Here is a 16,164-nt window from a genome sequence, read left to right as displayed (position 1 = left end):
AGGAGACCTTTTTTTGATCCTATTTACTGCCAAAAGCGGTGAGAACCAGATTTCTTGGCCCACCCTGATATCGGAATTCACAGAGATAAACACCCTGCCAAATACCCAAAGCCAATTTCCCGCCCGTTATCGGTATTTGCACACTGCATCCTAAAAAAGCACTTTTTAGATGGGCGGGCATATCGTCCTCCCCTTCGTAATTGTGAACAAATCGGGGATAATTCTCAGGAATTAATTCATTGATAAAAGTCTGAAAGTCCTTCCTTACCGTGGGATCTGCATTCTCGTTGATGCATAATCCCGCAGACGTATGTTGAATAAAAACTTGGAGAAACCCTACCCTGATTTCTCGAATTTCTGGAAAAGACCTTTCGATCTGGTCGGTGATTAGATGATATCCTTGTGGATAACTGGGTAATTTCAGGTTCTTTTGAAAAAAGAGGGTACTCATTTTTTACTCTTTTTGGCTTGAGGATTAAAGGCTAGGCATAGGCCTATCCAATAGTCTAATTGTTCATCGGCATCCAACCCTTCCGGATAAACATACACATATCCTTTCATCGGCCTGCCGGTAAAATCCATCGGACGACAGCCGGGTTTCAGGAGGGCTTGTTGGGAAGCTTCCTCACCGATACGAGCCATTAGCCTGTTTTCCCCGGTGTTCTTATCTTGATCCAGCCCCAAGAGCATTTTTTCATCCAAGAAGAAAGCGGCTCCTCCCATCATTTTCTTGAAGGTGAAAGGAGCTTTTCGCTGCTTCAGGTTTTGGGATATTCGATCAAACTGATAAGAATCGAAGGCCATGGTTTTAAATTAAGCTGACGGGATTTTCGAGCGTCCCAATTCCCTCAATGGTGATTTTTACCAAGTCGCCTTTTTCAAGGGTGAAGTTATCCGGGACTATTCCCGTGCCGGTCATCATAAAACATCCGATGGGAAATGTATTTGCCCGAAACAGCCAATCAGCCAATTCCTGAGGCTTCCGCTTCATCTGCGCAAGGGTTGTTTCGCCTGTAGCTTCGATTTTTCCATTTCTTAGGATTTCGAGACTGATTTTATGGGTGTCCGGAAGCATTTCTTCCTGAATCAAAATGCAAGGTCCTATGGAGGCACAGCCTTGGTAAACTTTGGCTTGGGGCAAGTAGAGCGGGTTTTCACCTTCAATACTTCGGCTGCTCATGTCATTGCCTACGGTGAACCCCTGTACTTTTCCAGATGGAGAAATCAGCAAAGTAAGCTCGGGCTCAGGGACATCCCAGGTGGAGTCTTTTCGGATATTGACTTTTTCTCCGGGATTAGATACCCGGCTTGCGGTGGCTTTGAAGAATAATTCAGGACGTTCTGCCCCATATACCTTGTCGTAAAAATCGGCTCCGCCAGCATCTTGGGATTCTTCCATTCTGGCCGTTCTGCTTCGGTAATAAGTAACGCCGGCAGCCCAAATCTCCTGATTGCCCATGGGGGCTAATATGCCTTCTGATTTTAATTCTTCGGCTTTTTCAGGTGTGATTTTTTCCCAATGAGCCGATTCGGATCGAAGTAATTTGGGGAGATTTTCCCTTCCTAAAAGCTGATCCCAGTCTAATTCTGGTCCAAGAAATAGGCCGTTTTCAGTTTCTAGAAGAGTAGAAGAAGAGAGTTTAAAGAGGCGCATAGGTTTTTGGGTTTGAGGAATAGGTTTTGAATTTAAAGAAAATCAATTCAAGGGGAAGAATTGCAAAAAAACTTTTCGCGCTTACCTTTGTTCTCAGATCATAAGGGGTGCCTTAACATAACGGGCTGAGATCATACCCATACGACCTGATCCGGGTAATGCCGGCGAAGGGAAATGAACAAGCAGAGTAAGAAGAAAACTGTCCCATCTGGTACCATTGGGAATAATGTATTCTTTCAGCTTTGCGAAGCGGGTAAACAAAAAAGAAATACCTCCCCTGGGTTTTTCAATGTTTAACTCAATCTCCCGAAAGGGAAAAAGTAACCATGAAAAAATTAATTATTGGCTTGGTGCTATGCCTAGTCACAACCACTCTTTGGGCTCAAAACAGCCTGAAAGGAAAAGTTTTGAATGCTCAATCCAAAGAACCTCTTTCTGGAGCTTCAGTCTGGATTGAAAATCTTCGAAAAGGAGCCGTCACAGATCTGGATGGCGAGTTTGCCTTGGGAAAATTACCCAATGGAAATGTTGAAATACGGGTTTCTTACCTCGGCTATGAAACTCAATCACTTTCGATCAACCTACCCGTTAGTGGGGAATTAGTCGTGGGATTATCTCCCAAAGAGTTTTTGGCGGAAGAGTTTATTGTTTCAGCCACTCGGGCCTCGGCAAGTACCCCGACCACCTTTCAGACGGTCACCAAGGATGAGATTGCAAAAAGAAATCTGGGACAGGACATTCCAATTCTCCTGAATTTTACTCCTAATGTGGTTTCTCATTCTGATGCAGGTGCCGGTGTGGGTTATACCGGAATCCGAATCCGAGGAACAGACCAAACCCGGATCAACGCTACAATCAACGGGATTCCATTGAACGATGCGGAATCACATGGGGTGTTTTGGGTGAATATGCCAGACTTTGCCAGTTCTGTGGAAAACGTCCAAATCCAGCGAGGTGTCGGTACTTCAACTAATGGGGCAGCTACTTTCGGCGCTAGCCTTAATTTCCAAACCGAATCCCACCAAGAGCAGCCTTATGCCCAGTTGGATAACGGTTTTGGCTCATTCAATACCTGGAGAAATACTGTGAAAGTAGGAACTGGGCTTTTGAATGACCGATTTTCTGTAGATGCTCGGCTTTCATCCATTACGTCTGATGGGTATGTGGACCGTGCTTTTTCAGATTTGAAAAGCTGGTTTGTCTCTGCTGGATATTACGGGGAAAAGAGTGTCATCAAGTTGGTGACTTTCTCTGGAAAAGAGCAAACCTACCAAAGCTGGTGGGGACTTCCACAGGACAAGCTGGAAAACGACCGTACTTGGAATTATTACACCTATGAAAATGAGACTGATAATTACCAGCAGGATCATTATCAGTTGATTTACTCTGGTCAGCTATCTGCAAATTGGAAGGCAAATGCTGCCCTGCATTATACCTATGGACGTGGATACTACGAGCAATTTAGAGAAAATGATAGGCTCTCCCGATATGGGCTTCCTAATGTGATCATCGGTGGGGAGACAATCTCCCGAACAGATATCATCCGAAGACGATGGTTGGACAATGATTTCTATGGCTTTGTAGGATCGGTCAATTATGTTTCTCCTTCGGGTAAATTAGACTGGATCTTAGGTGGTGGTGCCAACCGATACGATGGGGATCACTTTGGAGAAATCATCTGGGCCAGAATTGCCGGAGCTACCAACATCCGGGATCGATATTACGACAACAATGCCGTCAAAGATGATCGGAATATTTACACCAAAGCAACTTATGAGTTTAAGCCTGGATTGAATCTCTTTGGTGACTTGCAGGTCAGAGGAATCAATTACACCTTTTTCGGAGTAAATGACGATAGAAGAATCGTGGACGGAGAAGAAAACTATACCTTTTTCAACCCGAAGTTTGGGCTTTCTTATGAGCAAGGTGCCAAAACTTGGTATGCAAGCTTTGCAGTTGCAAACCGGGAGCCTACCCGCTCTGATTTCACCGATAATCCGATTGCAGAGGTTCCCAAGCCTGAGCGACTGAATAATATTGAGGCTGGAGTGCGGATGAATACTACCCAGTATTCTTTCAATGCCAATTTCTATTACATGGATTACAAGGATCAATTGATTCTGACAGGACAGATCAACGATGTGGGTGCCTATATCCGTGAAAACGTTCCAAACTCCTATCGGGCTGGAATTGAACTGGATGGTGCATATCGATTGTCCAAGACTTGGACTTTGGGCGCCAATCTGGCATTTAGTCAAAATAAGATCCAGGAATTCACAGAATATATCGATGATTACAGCACGGATGATTTCCGACAGGAGGCGATTTCATATTCCAATACGGATATTGCTTTTTCACCCAATGTGGTAGGTTCTGCCATATTGGAATACAAACCCACTCAGAATTTTTCTATCAATTGGTTGAGTAAGTATGTCGGACGGCAGTTTCTGGATAACACTTCTAATGTAGATAGATCTTTGGACGCTTTCTTTACCAATGATCTGAGGCTAAGCTATTCCGCAAATCCGAAATTCTTCAAAGGTCTTGAAGTGAATCTGCTGATCAACAATATTTTCAATGAGCTGTATGAGCCGAATGGATACACGTTCAGCTATTTTGTGCCTGAAAACTCCGGAAGGGAATTGATCACGGAGAACTTCTATTACCCACAGGCAGGAACCAACTTCCTACTGGGCTTAAGAATGAAGTTCTAAGATCTTTGTATTTATGACTTAAAGTCCTGTTTCTTTGGAGACAGGACTTTTTTATTCCTAAGAAATCGTATCCCGTGGATTGACGCTGAAAACTTCGGAGATTGTTAGAGTAGAAAGAGGAAAATAGATTTCACTTCTTTTATAAGGCCTTCTCAGTCTAATAATTGCCTAGACTGAGTCCTAAAGTCAGAGCTTAATCAATTAATCTCAAATTCGAATCTTGAATCAAATCGTTGATTTTATCCATGGTCTCCAAGGCTTCCTTTTCCTCTCGAATTTCCAAAACTAATTCCACCTTATCGGTGGAAATCAAGGCGATTTTGAAGACTAAGTTTTGGGTGTGGAAAGTAGGGGTAATCCCGTTTGGAAGGTTTTTGGAAATATACTCGTGCTGGATTAGCTCTACTTTCTTGATAGGCGGGAGTCTTTCCCATTTACCGAAATAGATTCCCAAAACCGAAAAGTATTCCCGAAATCTGGAATTCTTCAAGTCAACCATTTTTCCACTGGAAAGGCTCATCAGAACTCCCCCGATTAATACGGCACCGATCCCAAACCAAATTGTCTTCTGGATAGACGGTTCGTTTTCGATAAAAAGTAAGGAAGAGAAGGCTACAATTCCCGCTATCGCGCAAATGAAACCCAGTAGGTTGGGACCATTGGAGAAAAATCTTTGTGATCGGACTTTCAGCATAGCTGACCAAATAAACCGTTTCAAAGGAAAAAATCGAATAATTCTTCTTTTTTATGCGAGGCACGTACTATGGCAGCACTAATTTTACCCAGAATTCGATGTCCCGATCCACCAGGGTTCGGTCTGCCCATGAACCTTCATAGGCGATATTCCAATCAAACCGATTGATTTTGAAATTGGCCGATATTGTTTTTCCTCGGGATTCAGCTGCGAAACTGACTGTATTCTGAATTCCTTTTATTTCTAATATGCCGGTAACCCGATAAAAGCTTCCTTCTATTGGTTCAAATTTGGTGATCGAAAAATGAGAAACAGGGAATCGTTCAACATCGAAAAAATCCTCTCCTTTTAAATGGTTGGTGAGATTTCGAAGGGGAATCGGGTCCGAGGCGGGAATATCCGTGACTGTAAGGGTGTTCATTGAAACCGTGAAATTTCCCCCAGACCACTGCCCATTTCTTTGGACAAGAACTCCTTTTTGAATTTTTATTTCTCCTTCATGTTTCCCTAATCCCATCAACTTTGTGCCTTTCCAGCGAATTTCTGATCGCCGAAGGTCTATGGGAATTGTATCGTAGCGATTAATACCTCGGGTATCAGGTGAATGGAATTGAATTGCATCGCTAATGAAATTTATGCTGTTCTTTTCCGTGCAGGAGAAAAGCAGAATCCAGCTCAGTAAGATCAGCCTATTCATAATTCGGAATGTTTTTTCCCAATACTAGGTCACGGCGTATCACCCAGATGCCATTTTCCAAAACCGGATTTGTAATTCCGGATCCTCCCCGATTGGGAAGTCGATTTCGTTCAGCCTGAGTCAGTCTGGGGTCATCCTCAAAAACAAATTCATCCAGATAGTAGGCAATTTTACCCGGTTCCTTTAGGGTCAGATGAATGTGCTCCGGCTCACCTCGGTCAGGATAGGCTCCTGGGCGAAAGGTGTAAAAAGTATATTTTCCATCAGCATCGGTTTTCACCCAGCCACGGAGATAGCCATGCCGCTTGGCCCATCCTTTTTCATCACCCAGAACCGGATAAACCCCTGTTCGGTCAGTATGATAAATGTATAGGATAACCCCTTCAGCAGGAGTTTTACCATCTTTAAGAAGAACCTTTCCCGTGATTTTCAACTTGGGTTCGGTCTGAATGAAGTTAGGGAGGGTATCGGTGTTGCTTAATTTCTGACTTCCATATTCTTGCAAGGCTTCACATCCCTCACAGGGTCCACCAACGATTTTATCTGGAGTTTGCTGTGTTTGGCAGGCGATGGTTGTAAAAGCAATGGACACAACAAGAAAGGAGAAGCGTAGCGGGTTCATTTTGTTTTTTTCCTAAAGCTTTGAAAATATACGCTTTACACCAAGCCCAATAGTGTCTCCTGAGTATTAATTAGCTTAAGACGTGGAGTGCTCTTCAAATTTCTTGCGGAAACTTTCGGTAAAGTTTCGACTCAAGCGTAATTCCGTTCCGTTGGATAATACTATGTCATAGTCTCCATTGAGACGGGAGTGCATGGATTGCACATATTTGAGGTGTACTATCGTGGACTTGTGAATCTGAACAAACTTGCTCGGATCAAGTGTGGGCAGTAAGGCTTTGAGTGTGCCGCTTTGCAGATGTTTTTTACCGGGTGTATGGATTTCCACATAGGGAGAAGCTGCAGCAAGGTATAGGATGTCTTCAGTTGGGATCACTAAAGTCGTTCTTCCGCTACTGAAGCTTAAGTTTTTCTTAAAACCAAGAGCTGGGTTTGTGGGGCTTAGTGATTTATTTTTTCGGAAAATCAATAAAGTGGAAGCTCCATAAATCAAGAGATATTTATATAAATCCTGGGAGACGGTGTATTTCAAATTTCTCCAAAAGGAAAAAGTGTGCTCATAAAAAAGCCAAGAAATAAGGTGAACTAGGGCCGAAAAGAGAATTAAATGTGTGATAGTAGCCATTGCCACAAATAGTATATTTCGAAGCAAGGTAGATTTTAGCCTTTGGAAAAAGGGAAGGCTTAGAACAATCCACCTGAACCCCGCCGCAACCGGGAGGATAAACACCCAAAACAGATTAAAAAGAAAGGATTCTGAGGCATAAAATGGGTATTCATGATACCTGGAGCTGAGAAAATCCTGTAGAACCGCAACAGCCAACACAATTGCCAATAGAACCAGAAATTTGATGGTTTTCTTGATTTTAGGATTTCTGGGACGGCTAGGGGAATTCATCTACGGGTATTAAATGATCTTAAAAGGGGTTTTAAGATCATTTAATTTAAGCTTCTTCTGCCTCAGAAAGCAAGACTTCTTATGATTTGACCACAGCCGAAATGGTTGGGGACTGGTATTCTAATGGTGTAGAGAATAAATTTTGTCAGCTCCTTGCCAACTTTATTAGATGTGGATCTTTGAGAATCGATCTACCTACTACTCAGAAGCGCAAACAGCCGCTCATTCACATAATAATTCCCTGTTCCCAGCCTTTCCTTTCGAAGTACACCATCGGCCGCCAATTGGTTCAGATAGTTTGCAGCGGTAATGCGGGAGACTCCCAAGTCCCGGACCAAAAATTCAATCTTGGTGTAGGGATGGGCAAAAAGATTATTGAGCAATTCTTGTGAGTAGAATTTGTAGTTATCCCTCAGTTGAGTTTTCATGTCTGCCATGAGGGCTTTCAGTTCTTCGATAAGCACAAGGGTTTCTTTTGCGGTATTTTCCACACCACGTATCATGTAGCTGATCCAGCTTTCCCAGTCTCCGTTTTCTCTTACTCCCTGGAGCAATCGATAGTAATCCGGCTTGTTTCGGATCATATGACTACTGAGATAAAGGACAGGAAGCTTTTGTAACCCAGAGAGAACTAAGTAGAGGATATTCAAAATACGGCCAGTTCTTCCGTTACCGTCATAAAAAGGATGGATGCTCTCAAACTGAAAATGAATGATTGCCATCTTCACCAATGGATCATAATCGCTCATTTCCGGATCATTGATAAACTGTTCCAGATTGGCCATAAGGCTGAGGATTTCATTGGGATCCTGTGGAGGGGAATAAACTGTATCTCCGGTCTGGGCATTTTTCAGGGCAGTTCCGGGCAGTTTCCGGAAACCAGCATTATTTCCTTCCAAAGTCTCCTGAATTTTAAGGATCGTTTGGTTGGTCAGCAATCCCTGTTTTTCCACCAGTTCGAATCCCTGCTTCATTGCCGCCACATAGTTTTGTACCTCTTTGACTTCAGGGGAAATACTGACCTCAAAGTCAAGATTAGCTTTGTACAAGTCGTCATGGGTGGTGATGATGTTTTCAACCGATGAGCTGTCCTTCGCTTCCTGAATTCCCAAAGTATTGAGCAGGATGGTCTGATTAGGTAGGGATTGAACGATTCCTTTCAATTCAGCCAAAGCCGCATGGGCAGGCGGAAGTTGCTTGAGGATGGATTTGGTTTCCAAGTCCTCGGCATAGGGTAAAGGAATCAGTTTCCAGCTCATACTTTGTAAATAAAAGGCGAATTTCTTTACAAAGGTAAGTTGTTGTGTAAAGAAAACAAGCTTTTCTTTACAAAAGACAAGTTGAATGTAAAGCAACTGATCATTTAAGGAAAAGCCCCAGATTGAGGGGTCGAAATATCCAGTCCCTGATTTTTCACCAGAGATCATTAATGATCAACTTGGCTAAAGAAACTAAATCAATTTCTTTCTGATAACGGGCCTCAAGGTGATTTTTTCATTTTACCCAATTCTTTTTCAATGAGTTGTTCCATTCCCAAAGAAGGCTCCGGTAAATCTGAACTGAGAATTATTCCCTCAGAATCTATCAAGAAATACTTCGGAATAGCTTTTACTAAAAATTTGTCTCCAAAAGTGTTATTCATTCCATCTGGAATATTGACTTCATAGCCAAAGTTGCTGGGATTGGTTTTAGAAACATAATTTTTCCATCTATCCAATTCAGAATCGACAGAAACCATCACCACAGCCAATCTTGGATCATTTCCATATTTGGATGCAATTTCCAAAATTCTTGGTCGGTGCTGGATACAAGGGCCGCACCAAGTAGCCCAAGTATCAATCAGTACCAGCTTTCCCCGTAAATCTGAAAGTTTAATAGAGGAATCATCCAGTCGCTTTGCGGAAAAGTCATAAGCCGCAACCCCAGCCATGGAAGAGAAAAACGAGTCAGAAGCCCTGTTGATCAGATAAGCGTAGGGATTATTTTTTTCGCTTACTAGGGCTTCTTGGATTTGATCTGTGGTAAAAAGATGCTCATGGGGTCTCCAATAAGTTGGAAATTCAATTACAGATTGGATGTAATAAGCTTTCAAAAAATCCCTTAGGTCCTGATTGGCAGTTCTGGATTCAATGAATTCTAAAAATGAGGGAATGGAGCGAATCGAGTCATTTTTTCTGAGGTACTCAATTTCATATTGATACAAAAGCACATCGGGAAGGGATTTGGCTTCTGTTCCAAAGGCAGGAATTTTTTCAACAAAGTCAAAATACGAATTTGTGTGAGGTAATTCTCGGACAATCCGCCCATAAAACATCAAAAAATTATTTGCACGAGCCTGGTTTTGGTAATTCAAAATCTTACGCTCTCGATCAGTCAATTGATCTGTTACTTTCTGGATATCTGCTTGCCTCTTCGCGACCAAACTGTCAAATTTTTCTTTGACGATTCCCAAATCATCTTGACGAAAAAGGATACCGGCATACCTTGAAAACATTTCATCGGTGGAATGCCAGATATAATTGCTAAGCGAATCAGCTATTGCATTTTTGGTTTGGAACTCTTTCCCATCAAAGATCAACTCCTTTCTGCTTCCCGGCTCCAGAATACTCAAAAATGAGGTTTCTCTTCCCTTTACCTGAAAGCTTGTCAAAAGAGAATGCCGGATGGGAAAGAAGAATTTTCGCTGAGGAGAATTAAGCGGAAGTTTGGCAATCGTTTCCCCCGTGATTAACTCTTGGATAAATAAGCTGTCATAGGGATTTTGACCTTCGGGAACAGTTATTTCAAAAACCTTTGGGTCTGAACAGGATTGAAAAATCAAGAATATTCCAAAAAAGAAATAGAGGATCTTATTCATAATGAATTGTTTAAGATCCTCAATATATTAAATACCCGTGAAACAACTACTTATTCCGGAAAAAGAGTCTTGTCCAATCCTGGCACGATCCTAAGCGCATTTTTGTAATACACTTTTTTCAATACCTCGTCAGGAAGGCCCATGCCATACATCGCCCAAAAGGCATGGTATTTTTTGTAATAGGGGAAATATTCATCCTCTGTCTCCAAGACCCGGAAATAGGTATTGAATTCCTCAGGATTGTAGGCATCCTTGCCAAAAAGGATTCTGTCTTGGTATTGGATAAAGAATTCCTTGGCCCGTTTAGGCTGACGACCGAGTTCTGCGATGATTGCCCCTATTTCGTAATTCACATTTGGGTATTTGTCCAAATGGGCACCGGCTGCCTCCAGATCATTGGCCATCCAGCCCATGTGGGCATTGATAAACGTGGTTTTGGGGTGTTTGGCAAACACCTGATGCTGCTCGGCGATGATTTGCTCAAAAGGAGCCGGGTCAGTATCCGAACGCTTGCGGTTAGGATGTGTCTTTAATTCCAGCCATCGTTCATTGTTTGCATCCATGGGTTGCCAAAATTGGGCAGGATCAGCCGCATGAATTAAGACAGGAATCCCGAGCTCTCCCGCTTTTGCCCAAACTGGATCTAAATCCGGATGATCTATTGGAACCCGTTTTCCTTGATTATCCTTGACATTCAGTCCTAAGCTTTTATAGATTTTCAATCCCACGGCTCCAGCGGCAACGTCTTCCTCCAGCTCTTTCACGGCGACTCTACTCCAATTCTCATCTCCAAAGCCTGCAAAATTCAAATTGGTAAACACCATAAACCTGCCGGGAGCATGGGTGTTAAACTCCTGAATCATACTCTTGATGTATTCTTGCTGGGAATTGCTGTCCCCTCTTCCAAAGCCCCGACCACTGAGATTAATCATGATGCCCATGTTCAAGGCATCCATTTCTTGGATGAGCTGACCAATTCGTTCTTGATTGATTCCGCCTTGGTGACTGTGGATGTCTATAAATGGGAATTTAGCCCGGGTCAAGGGATGCTCAGGGACCTTAAGTGTGGATGGTGGATTATAACTTTCGAAGTCCATTTCCTGAGCATTCAGGATATTTATTGACAATAGGATGCCTAGGCTGAAGAGTATAGATTTTTTCATGGATGATTTAACTGAAAAGGAAGAGCATTGGGTTGGAAAATTCCTTGAGTGGACAAAAAAGAAATCCTGACGGATAAGTCAGGATTTCAATCCTTTATCGGGCAGTTCCTCCGGAGATAATCTGTCCGAAGAAAATCGAATTCATAAACAGCTTGTTGGTGCCAAACCAGAAGGCTCTAAAATTTGGGTTATCTGCAAATCCGATGATTCGTCCTCTTCCCTGAGATGAAACACGGATAACTGCGCTTTCTTTTACTCCCGGAAGATTGGAAGGATGAAGGTACCCAGATGCCAATGGGTTGGCTGTATATACCAATGGGTTGGCATAAGGATTTTCGGAAGGCTCCAAGAAGAAGTTGTCATTTCGGAAAGTATGGATATCCGAATCCGTATATCCATAGCCAACAGGATGGGTGACATCCAGTTTTCCTTTGAAGATTGCGCCAAAGGTCTGCTTGGACCCTGAAGCATTTTCATAATCTGCATAGCTTTTTTGGAGACCTTTCTCAGCGTTCTGGACTTCTCGGAAAGTGAATTTACCGATTTCGTTTTGGGCGAGCCAGCGAAGCGCACCGCCTTTGGCCACTAGGGTATTTCCTTGACTTACCCAGTTTTTCAGGGCATTGGCACCGGATTGTCCCAGTCTTCCATAATTTCCGTCTGCCATCAGAATTACATTGTAGCGGGAAAGATTGGCTCCGGCCACGGATTCCAAAGGAAGAAGTGTGACAGGCATATTCATGCGCTGATCCAAAAGGTGCCAGATTTCTCCAGCCTCATAGCTATCCACACCACCATCGACTATCAAGGCGATATTCGGCGTATCCAATTTTGAAATATAGGTGGATCCCATATTGATCCCAGAGGTATATCCCGTGCTGATCGCATGGATGTCCACGTGGGCAAATTGGGCAATTTCCTGCAGCTTGGCATAAAATGCAGCAGGATTCATTCCAGACTCCCCTTTGTCAATCAAGATAGTGCCGCGACGGAAAGTCTTGCCTTCCGGTGTCGTGAATTCTGCATTGGTGACTCTGACCAAAAAACCTGCTTTAAGGAGTTGATAGGCCGCTTTTGGAGCATAATAATCTGTCCATTCCATGGCATATTGATAGGCTCCAGCTTCTCCGATGACTTTGCCCGGTGCCAACTGGAGGGAATTTTTCTCAACCTGACGAACGCTTGCAAGATTCAGAATTCGGCTATTCAAAGCCATGTAATCCAAGTTGAACGCCATCGGATAAGTCCAGGCGGAAATGTCATAGAAAAGGCTGTCCTCAAAGGAAGTGCGGGTCTCAAACATCGCCTTGATCAGTCGGTATTGAGGCTGATCCGCAGGGACGATGTAGGAGGTCTCTTTCTTAAACTCTTTTCCGTTGACAGTGATGTTTTCATTCAGGGCAAATACCTTGATGTTGTGCTGAAGGATCAAGTCTGCCAAATGGTAGCTGCGGGCATCATCTTCTTTTGCACCGAAAATGTAAGCTTTATTGATGTCAGCAGTAGTTTCGTTTTTGATTTCATTGTAGAAATCCTTCATCCACTGGTTCAGCTCAACCCGCATTTCTTTGGCTGCCTGAAAAGAAGAAAGATTGGCCGTAAACTGGTTTCGGATAGTAAAAGGAAAACTCAGCATGCCATTGGCACTTTCCTGCAAATGCCCTCTCGAGCTGGCCTGCTCAAACAAAATTCCGATTGATCCCTGAACATCCGGATAGGTGGAGCCTTTTCCATAGTAGAAGTCATCGTAATTTTCTTTGGTGAAATACAGAGATCCGATTTCATCCAGTGCCTTGGCGTGGTAAGTGCCGATTTTGGAAGTTAACTCAAAGTTTTTCTTTGGAGTCAAAGGATGAACTCGTGCTTCCACGCCCGGCTGGAAAAAGAAGGTGCTGTTGGTACCCATCTCATGAAAGTCCAGGTGGATATTTGGAAGCCAGCTTTGAAATACGCGGACTCTGTTTCTTGACTCAGGATGCTGAACAGGCAACCAGTCACGGTTTAGGTCAAACCAATAATGGTTGGTTCGGCCCCTCGGCCAAGCCTCGTTTAATTCCCGCTGGGCAGGATCTCCATTCATGACATAGGCCTTGTGAGAATTAACCCAAGAAGCAAATCGGTTTAAGCCGTCTGGGTTGATTGCCGGATCCAAAAGAAGAATGATATTTTCCAACTCTCCGGCGATTTCATTGGCTGCTGCAAAGTGATAGGCAGCGAGTAAGGATGCATTGGCTCCGGACGGCTCGTTTCCGTGCACTGAATATCCCATAAACATCACCACAGGCATGTTTTGAATATTCACGCTTGCGCCAGGCTCCCGGAGTTTGGCCCGGTCTGCCTTGATTTGATCAAGTTTTCCCAAGTTGCTGGGAGAAGTAATCGTCAAAAGTGTCTGAGGACGCTTTTCGTAGGACCTTCCGGTTTCTTCGAAGATTACCCGGTCGGAAGCTTCCGCCACTGCTTTCATATACATCACCAATTGATCATGGGTGACGTGCCACTCGCCGACCTCGTATCCAAGAACTTGCTTGGGAGTAGGGATAGCCGGATTGTAGGTATAGCCTTTGGGTAAGTAATAACTCAGATCCTGTGCGAATGTAAGCGATGCGATTAGGGCTAAAAGCACCGAAAAGGTGAACTTTTTCATGAGTTGGGGTTTAAAACTTTTGACTAAATTCTTACTTCTTTTTGTCTGAAAAAGCTATTTTAGACAGGTGGTAAAAATAATAGAACAAACGATATGGATTTGGTAAGTCCTGGATCAGGATTGATTTTTTGGCAATTATCGGGCCTTGTTTATTTCGCATTCTGGGCATACGCTCTTTTTGATTGCGTGAGAAATGAATTTCGGACCCCCAATCAAAAATTGATTTGGTTGATGCTGATTCTTTTTGCCCCGATCGTAGGTACTTTTCTCTACCTAAGCATGAGCAAAAGAGCCAAAGAGAAGCGTGTTTTTAGACCCGATTTCGAGAAAAATAAAAATCAATAATTTTCAATGACCATGAGTTTAGCATTTATCATGAATATGGGTGGTTTCGGGATCATCCTTTTACTTTTATCGCTTGCCTATTTCATCCTATGGGTCTATTGCCTCGTGGATGTAATCAACGGGAATTTCAAAGATCCCAACATGAAGCTCATCTGGGTGATCATTCTGCTGTTTGCCCATGGTCTAGGGCCGATTGCCTATTTGATTTTAGGAAAAAACTCCAAAACCACGTAAGACTATGCTAAAAATACTTGGAATACTGATATATGCCTATACGATTTATGATGTGGTGACTAGCCGCTTTTCCAACTCGAATGACCGCTTAATCTGGATTTTGGTGGTGATTTTGCTGCCTATTCTGGGAACAATTTTGTGGTTTTTGGTGGGGAGGAATAAACGGATTTGATTCAATGGATGGAAAGACCTATTCTTAAACTCGAAAAGAGACCCTTTGATTGGGTTTTGAAAATACTCATTCTATGCGTTATCGGTTTTCTGTTGATTTACCCATTTATTTATTTTTCTGAATTGCCGGAGACTATTCCAGTTCATTTCAATTTTCAAGGAGAACCGGATGGATGGGGATCAAAAAATGGCATTTGGACCCTGCCCGCTATGGGAATTTTTTCGTACTTGCTTTTGGCTTTTTTCAGAAGTATCCCTCACGTGCTGAATATCCCTTTACAAATCACCCCTGAAAATGCGGAAAGACAGTATAGACTTGTCACGAGAATGTTAAGTTGGCTGAGTTTGCTGATCCTTTTGATCTCCTCCGTTCTTGTTTATAAACAAATTCAGGCAGGATTTGAAAACTCAATGAGGCTAGGCTTTTTCTTCCCTGTACTGTTGGGCGGAGGTCTTATTGGGATTTTGGGTGGCTTTATTTTTCTTTCTTTTAAGAATAAATAAGGCCAAGCTTAAAAGCCTCTAGCCCGGACATTAATACCATGGCCTTTTTGAAAATGGGATTATTTACCGGTGAAAAATATCTCTCAAAGCCGCTAAAAGCTCAGAGAACTCAAACTGAAATCCTGCCTTTTGGATTTTTTGGCAGGAAACCCGGTTGCCTCCCAAAACCATAGCGGCCATTTCTCCCAAAACCAATTTTAGCATAAAAGGAGGAGCTCCGATTCCCAAATAAGGCTTGCCCGAAGCATTTGCCGCTTCTCGGGTCAGCTGTTGATTGGTAGCAGGATTAGGAGCAACGGCGTTATAAACTCCCTGAAGCGTAGTCTTCTCCAAAGCAAAAACAAACATCCTGGCCAAGTCTTCGATGTGAATCCAACTCATCCATTGATCACCGCTTCCAAGTGGAGCTGCTACCGGAAGTTTGAGGATTTCCTTCAAGGCCCCCCCATCCTGATCCAGCACAATCCCGATTCTAAGCATGACGGTACGCAGGTGAATACTTTCCATTTTTTTGACTTCATTTTCCCATGCTTGGACTACCTCGGCTAAAAAATCCTTTCCTGCAGGGCTGCTTTCATCCATGAGTGCAGTTCCGGTATTGAAGCCATAGTATCCCACGGCAGAGGCTGAAATAAAGGTGCTGGGCTTGTTTTCTGCCTTTTCAATGGCTGAAAAAAGAAGTTTGGTGCTTTGAGTTCTGGATTCTAAGATTAATTTTTTCCGTTCGGGAGTCCATCGTTTTTCGGCCACTCCTGCTCCTGCCAGATGAATGACGGCATCGGCCCATTCCATAGCTCGGGGATCTATTTGGTCCTTTTCCACGTCCCATAGGAAACTTTTTCTGTTTTGGGTACTGCGACTGAGCCAAGCCACTTCAAACCCTTTCTTTTCCAAGAGGGCTGTAATTTCCTTTCCAACAAGTCCGGAACCGCCGCTAATAAGAATATGCTTCATGTCTTGCTTTT

General features: G+C 43.2%; 17 protein-coding genes and 1 riboswitch. Of the genes, 5 read left to right on the top strand and 12 right to left on the bottom strand.

Going from position 1 to position 16,164, the window contains the following annotated elements; genetic code table 11:
• Window positions 1-19: 19 nt before the first annotated feature.
• The 3 genes from G458_RS0104150 to G458_RS0104140 are packed head-to-tail and all read right to left on the bottom strand — an operon-like array spanning window position 20 to window position 1,654.
• Entirely contained in the window at window positions 20-451 is a 432-nt protein-coding gene (locus G458_RS0104150; protein ID WP_026950792.1) for a secondary thiamine-phosphate synthase enzyme YjbQ, read from the bottom strand.
• Window positions 448-804: a TfoX/Sxy family protein gene (locus tag G458_RS0104145; protein WP_026950791.1), complete on the bottom strand. Its 357-nt coding sequence runs from the start codon at window positions 802-804 to the stop codon at window positions 448-450. The genes G458_RS0104150 and G458_RS0104145 overlap by 4 nt, the downstream gene beginning before the upstream one ends.
• 4 nt (window positions 805-808) lie before the next feature.
• The gene (locus G458_RS0104140; RefSeq protein ID WP_026950790.1) at window positions 809-1,654 is read right to left on the bottom strand and encodes a fumarylacetoacetate hydrolase family protein; all 846 of its coding nucleotides are present in this window, start codon (window positions 1,652-1,654) and stop codon (window positions 809-811) included.
• Window positions 1,655-1,747: 93 nt separating this feature from the next.
• Window positions 1,748-1,844, top strand: a riboswitch (TPP riboswitch).
• A gap of 136 nt (window positions 1,845-1,980) precedes the next feature.
• On the opposite strand from G458_RS0104140, the gene G458_RS0104135 reads away from it, so the two are divergent.
• Complete coding sequence (locus G458_RS0104135) at window positions 1,981-4,368, top strand: TonB-dependent receptor (RefSeq protein ID WP_026950789.1); 2,388 nt, start codon at window positions 1,981-1,983, stop codon at window positions 4,366-4,368.
• 193 nt (window positions 4,369-4,561) lie between these two features.
• Here the strand turns inward: G458_RS0104135 and G458_RS0104130 are convergent, their stop codons facing one another.
• From G458_RS0104130 to G458_RS0104095, 8 genes are all read right to left on the bottom strand, one after another.
• Window positions 4,562-5,062, bottom strand: a complete 501-nt coding sequence (locus tag G458_RS0104130) for a hypothetical protein (RefSeq protein ID WP_026950788.1) — start codon at window positions 5,060-5,062, stop codon at window positions 4,562-4,564.
• A gap of 67 nt (window positions 5,063-5,129) precedes the next feature.
• Window positions 5,130-5,759, bottom strand: coding sequence for a YceI family protein (locus G458_RS21330; RefSeq protein WP_051287012.1), 630 nt, complete (start codon window positions 5,757-5,759; stop codon window positions 5,130-5,132).
• Window positions 5,752-6,381 (bottom strand): dioxygenase family protein, encoded by a 630-nt coding sequence (locus G458_RS0104120; protein WP_026950787.1) that lies wholly within the window; start codon window positions 6,379-6,381, stop codon window positions 5,752-5,754. The genes G458_RS21330 and G458_RS0104120 overlap by 8 nt, the downstream gene beginning before the upstream one ends.
• 75 nt (window positions 6,382-6,456) lie before the next feature.
• Entirely contained in the window at window positions 6,457-7,278 is an 822-nt protein-coding gene (locus tag G458_RS21325) for a LytR/AlgR family response regulator transcription factor (RefSeq protein WP_026950786.1), read from the bottom strand.
• 191 nt (window positions 7,279-7,469) lie between these two features.
• Window positions 7,470-8,537 (bottom strand): Fic family protein, encoded by a 1,068-nt coding sequence (locus G458_RS0104110; RefSeq protein WP_026950785.1) that lies wholly within the window; start codon window positions 8,535-8,537, stop codon window positions 7,470-7,472.
• 221 nt (window positions 8,538-8,758) lie between these two features.
• Window positions 8,759-10,135, bottom strand: a complete 1,377-nt coding sequence (locus tag G458_RS0104105; protein WP_026950784.1) for a TlpA family protein disulfide reductase — start codon at window positions 10,133-10,135, stop codon at window positions 8,759-8,761.
• A 50-nt stretch (window positions 10,136-10,185) separates the two neighbouring features.
• The gene (locus G458_RS0104100) at window positions 10,186-11,298 is read right to left on the bottom strand and encodes an amidohydrolase family protein (protein ID WP_026950783.1); all 1,113 of its coding nucleotides are present in this window, start codon (window positions 11,296-11,298) and stop codon (window positions 10,186-10,188) included.
• A gap of 94 nt (window positions 11,299-11,392) precedes the next feature.
• The gene (locus tag G458_RS0104095; RefSeq protein WP_026950782.1) at window positions 11,393-13,945 is read right to left on the bottom strand and encodes a M14 metallopeptidase family protein; all 2,553 of its coding nucleotides are present in this window, start codon (window positions 13,943-13,945) and stop codon (window positions 11,393-11,395) included.
• 93 nt (window positions 13,946-14,038) lie between these two features.
• On the opposite strand from G458_RS0104095, the gene G458_RS20150 reads away from it, so the two are divergent.
• From G458_RS20150 to G458_RS20145, 4 genes are read left to right on the top strand one after another with little or no spacing between them, the layout of a single operon-like run.
• Window positions 14,039-14,290 carry a PLD nuclease N-terminal domain-containing protein gene (locus G458_RS20150; protein ID WP_035467707.1) on the top strand — a complete coding sequence of 84 codons (252 nt, stop codon included), beginning with the start codon at window positions 14,039-14,041 and terminating at the stop codon, window positions 14,288-14,290.
• 12 nt (window positions 14,291-14,302) lie between these two features.
• Window positions 14,303-14,524, top strand: a complete 222-nt coding sequence (locus G458_RS0104085) for a PLDc N-terminal domain-containing protein (RefSeq protein ID WP_035467758.1) — start codon at window positions 14,303-14,305, stop codon at window positions 14,522-14,524.
• Between the two features lie 4 nt (window positions 14,525-14,528).
• Window positions 14,529-14,696: a PLDc N-terminal domain-containing protein gene (locus G458_RS21600; protein ID WP_084438812.1), complete on the top strand. Its 168-nt coding sequence runs from the start codon at window positions 14,529-14,531 to the stop codon at window positions 14,694-14,696.
• A gap of 8 nt (window positions 14,697-14,704) precedes the next feature.
• A complete protein-coding gene (locus G458_RS20145) occupies window positions 14,705-15,199 on the top strand; it encodes a DUF1648 domain-containing protein (protein ID WP_157359695.1) in 495 nt (164 codons plus the stop codon).
• 63 nt (window positions 15,200-15,262) lie between these two features.
• Here G458_RS20145 and G458_RS0104070 read toward each other — a convergent pair whose 3' ends face one another.
• Window positions 15,263-16,153 (bottom strand): TIGR01777 family oxidoreductase, encoded by an 891-nt coding sequence (locus tag G458_RS0104070; protein ID WP_026950780.1) that lies wholly within the window; start codon window positions 16,151-16,153, stop codon window positions 15,263-15,265.
• Window positions 16,154-16,164: the final 11 nt, after the last annotated feature.

It is taken from the genome of Algoriphagus mannitolivorans DSM 15301, assembly GCF_000429425.1.
GTDB classification, from domain to species: domain Bacteria; phylum Bacteroidota; class Bacteroidia; order Cytophagales; family Cyclobacteriaceae; genus Algoriphagus; species Algoriphagus mannitolivorans.
This window is presented reverse-complemented; position numbering and strand designations above follow the sequence as displayed.

What these genes read in the sequence shown, in the direction of transcription:
- G458_RS21330 (WP_051287012.1), bottom strand. Translation starts at nt 5,759, where the DNA reads ATGAATAGGCTGATCTTACTGAGCTGGATTCTGCTTTTCTCCTGCACG.
- G458_RS0104100 (WP_026950783.1), bottom strand. Translation starts at nt 11,298, where the DNA reads ATGAAAAAATCTATACTCTTCAGCCTAGGCATCCTATTGTCAATAAAT.
- G458_RS21325 (WP_026950786.1), bottom strand. Translation starts at nt 7,278, where the DNA reads ATGAATTCCCCTAGCCGTCCCAGAAATCCTAAAATCAAGAAAACCATC.
- G458_RS0104130 (WP_026950788.1), bottom strand. Translation starts at nt 5,062, where the DNA reads ATGCTGAAAGTCCGATCACAAAGATTTTTCTCCAATGGTCCCAACCTA.
- G458_RS0104085 (WP_035467758.1), top strand. Translation starts at nt 14,303, where the DNA reads ATGAGTTTAGCATTTATCATGAATATGGGTGGTTTCGGGATCATCCTT.
- G458_RS0104140 (WP_026950790.1), bottom strand. Translation starts at nt 1,654, where the DNA reads ATGCGCCTCTTTAAACTCTCTTCTTCTACTCTTCTAGAAACTGAAAAC.
- G458_RS20145 (WP_157359695.1), top strand. Translation starts at nt 14,705, where the DNA reads ATGGAAAGACCTATTCTTAAACTCGAAAAGAGACCCTTTGATTGGGTT.
- G458_RS0104110 (WP_026950785.1), bottom strand. Translation starts at nt 8,537, where the DNA reads ATGAGCTGGAAACTGATTCCTTTACCCTATGCCGAGGACTTGGAAACC.
- G458_RS0104095 (WP_026950782.1), bottom strand. Translation starts at nt 13,945, where the DNA reads ATGAAAAAGTTCACCTTTTCGGTGCTTTTAGCCCTAATCGCATCGCTT.
- G458_RS0104135 (WP_026950789.1), top strand. Translation starts at nt 1,981, where the DNA reads ATGAAAAAATTAATTATTGGCTTGGTGCTATGCCTAGTCACAACCACT.
- G458_RS0104105 (WP_026950784.1), bottom strand. Translation starts at nt 10,135, where the DNA reads ATGAATAAGATCCTCTATTTCTTTTTTGGAATATTCTTGATTTTTCAA.
- G458_RS0104150 (WP_026950792.1), bottom strand. Translation starts at nt 451, where the DNA reads ATGAGTACCCTCTTTTTTCAAAAGAACCTGAAATTACCCAGTTATCCA.
- G458_RS21600 (WP_084438812.1), top strand. Translation starts at nt 14,529, where the DNA reads ATGCTAAAAATACTTGGAATACTGATATATGCCTATACGATTTATGAT.
- G458_RS0104070 (WP_026950780.1), bottom strand. Translation starts at nt 16,153, where the DNA reads ATGAAGCATATTCTTATTAGCGGCGGTTCCGGACTTGTTGGAAAGGAA.
- G458_RS0104120 (WP_026950787.1), bottom strand. Translation starts at nt 6,381, where the DNA reads ATGAACCCGCTACGCTTCTCCTTTCTTGTTGTGTCCATTGCTTTTACA.
- G458_RS20150 (WP_035467707.1), top strand. Translation starts at nt 14,039, where the DNA reads ATGGATTTGGTAAGTCCTGGATCAGGATTGATTTTTTGGCAATTATCG.
- G458_RS0104145 (WP_026950791.1), bottom strand. Translation starts at nt 804, where the DNA reads ATGGCCTTCGATTCTTATCAGTTTGATCGAATATCCCAAAACCTGAAG.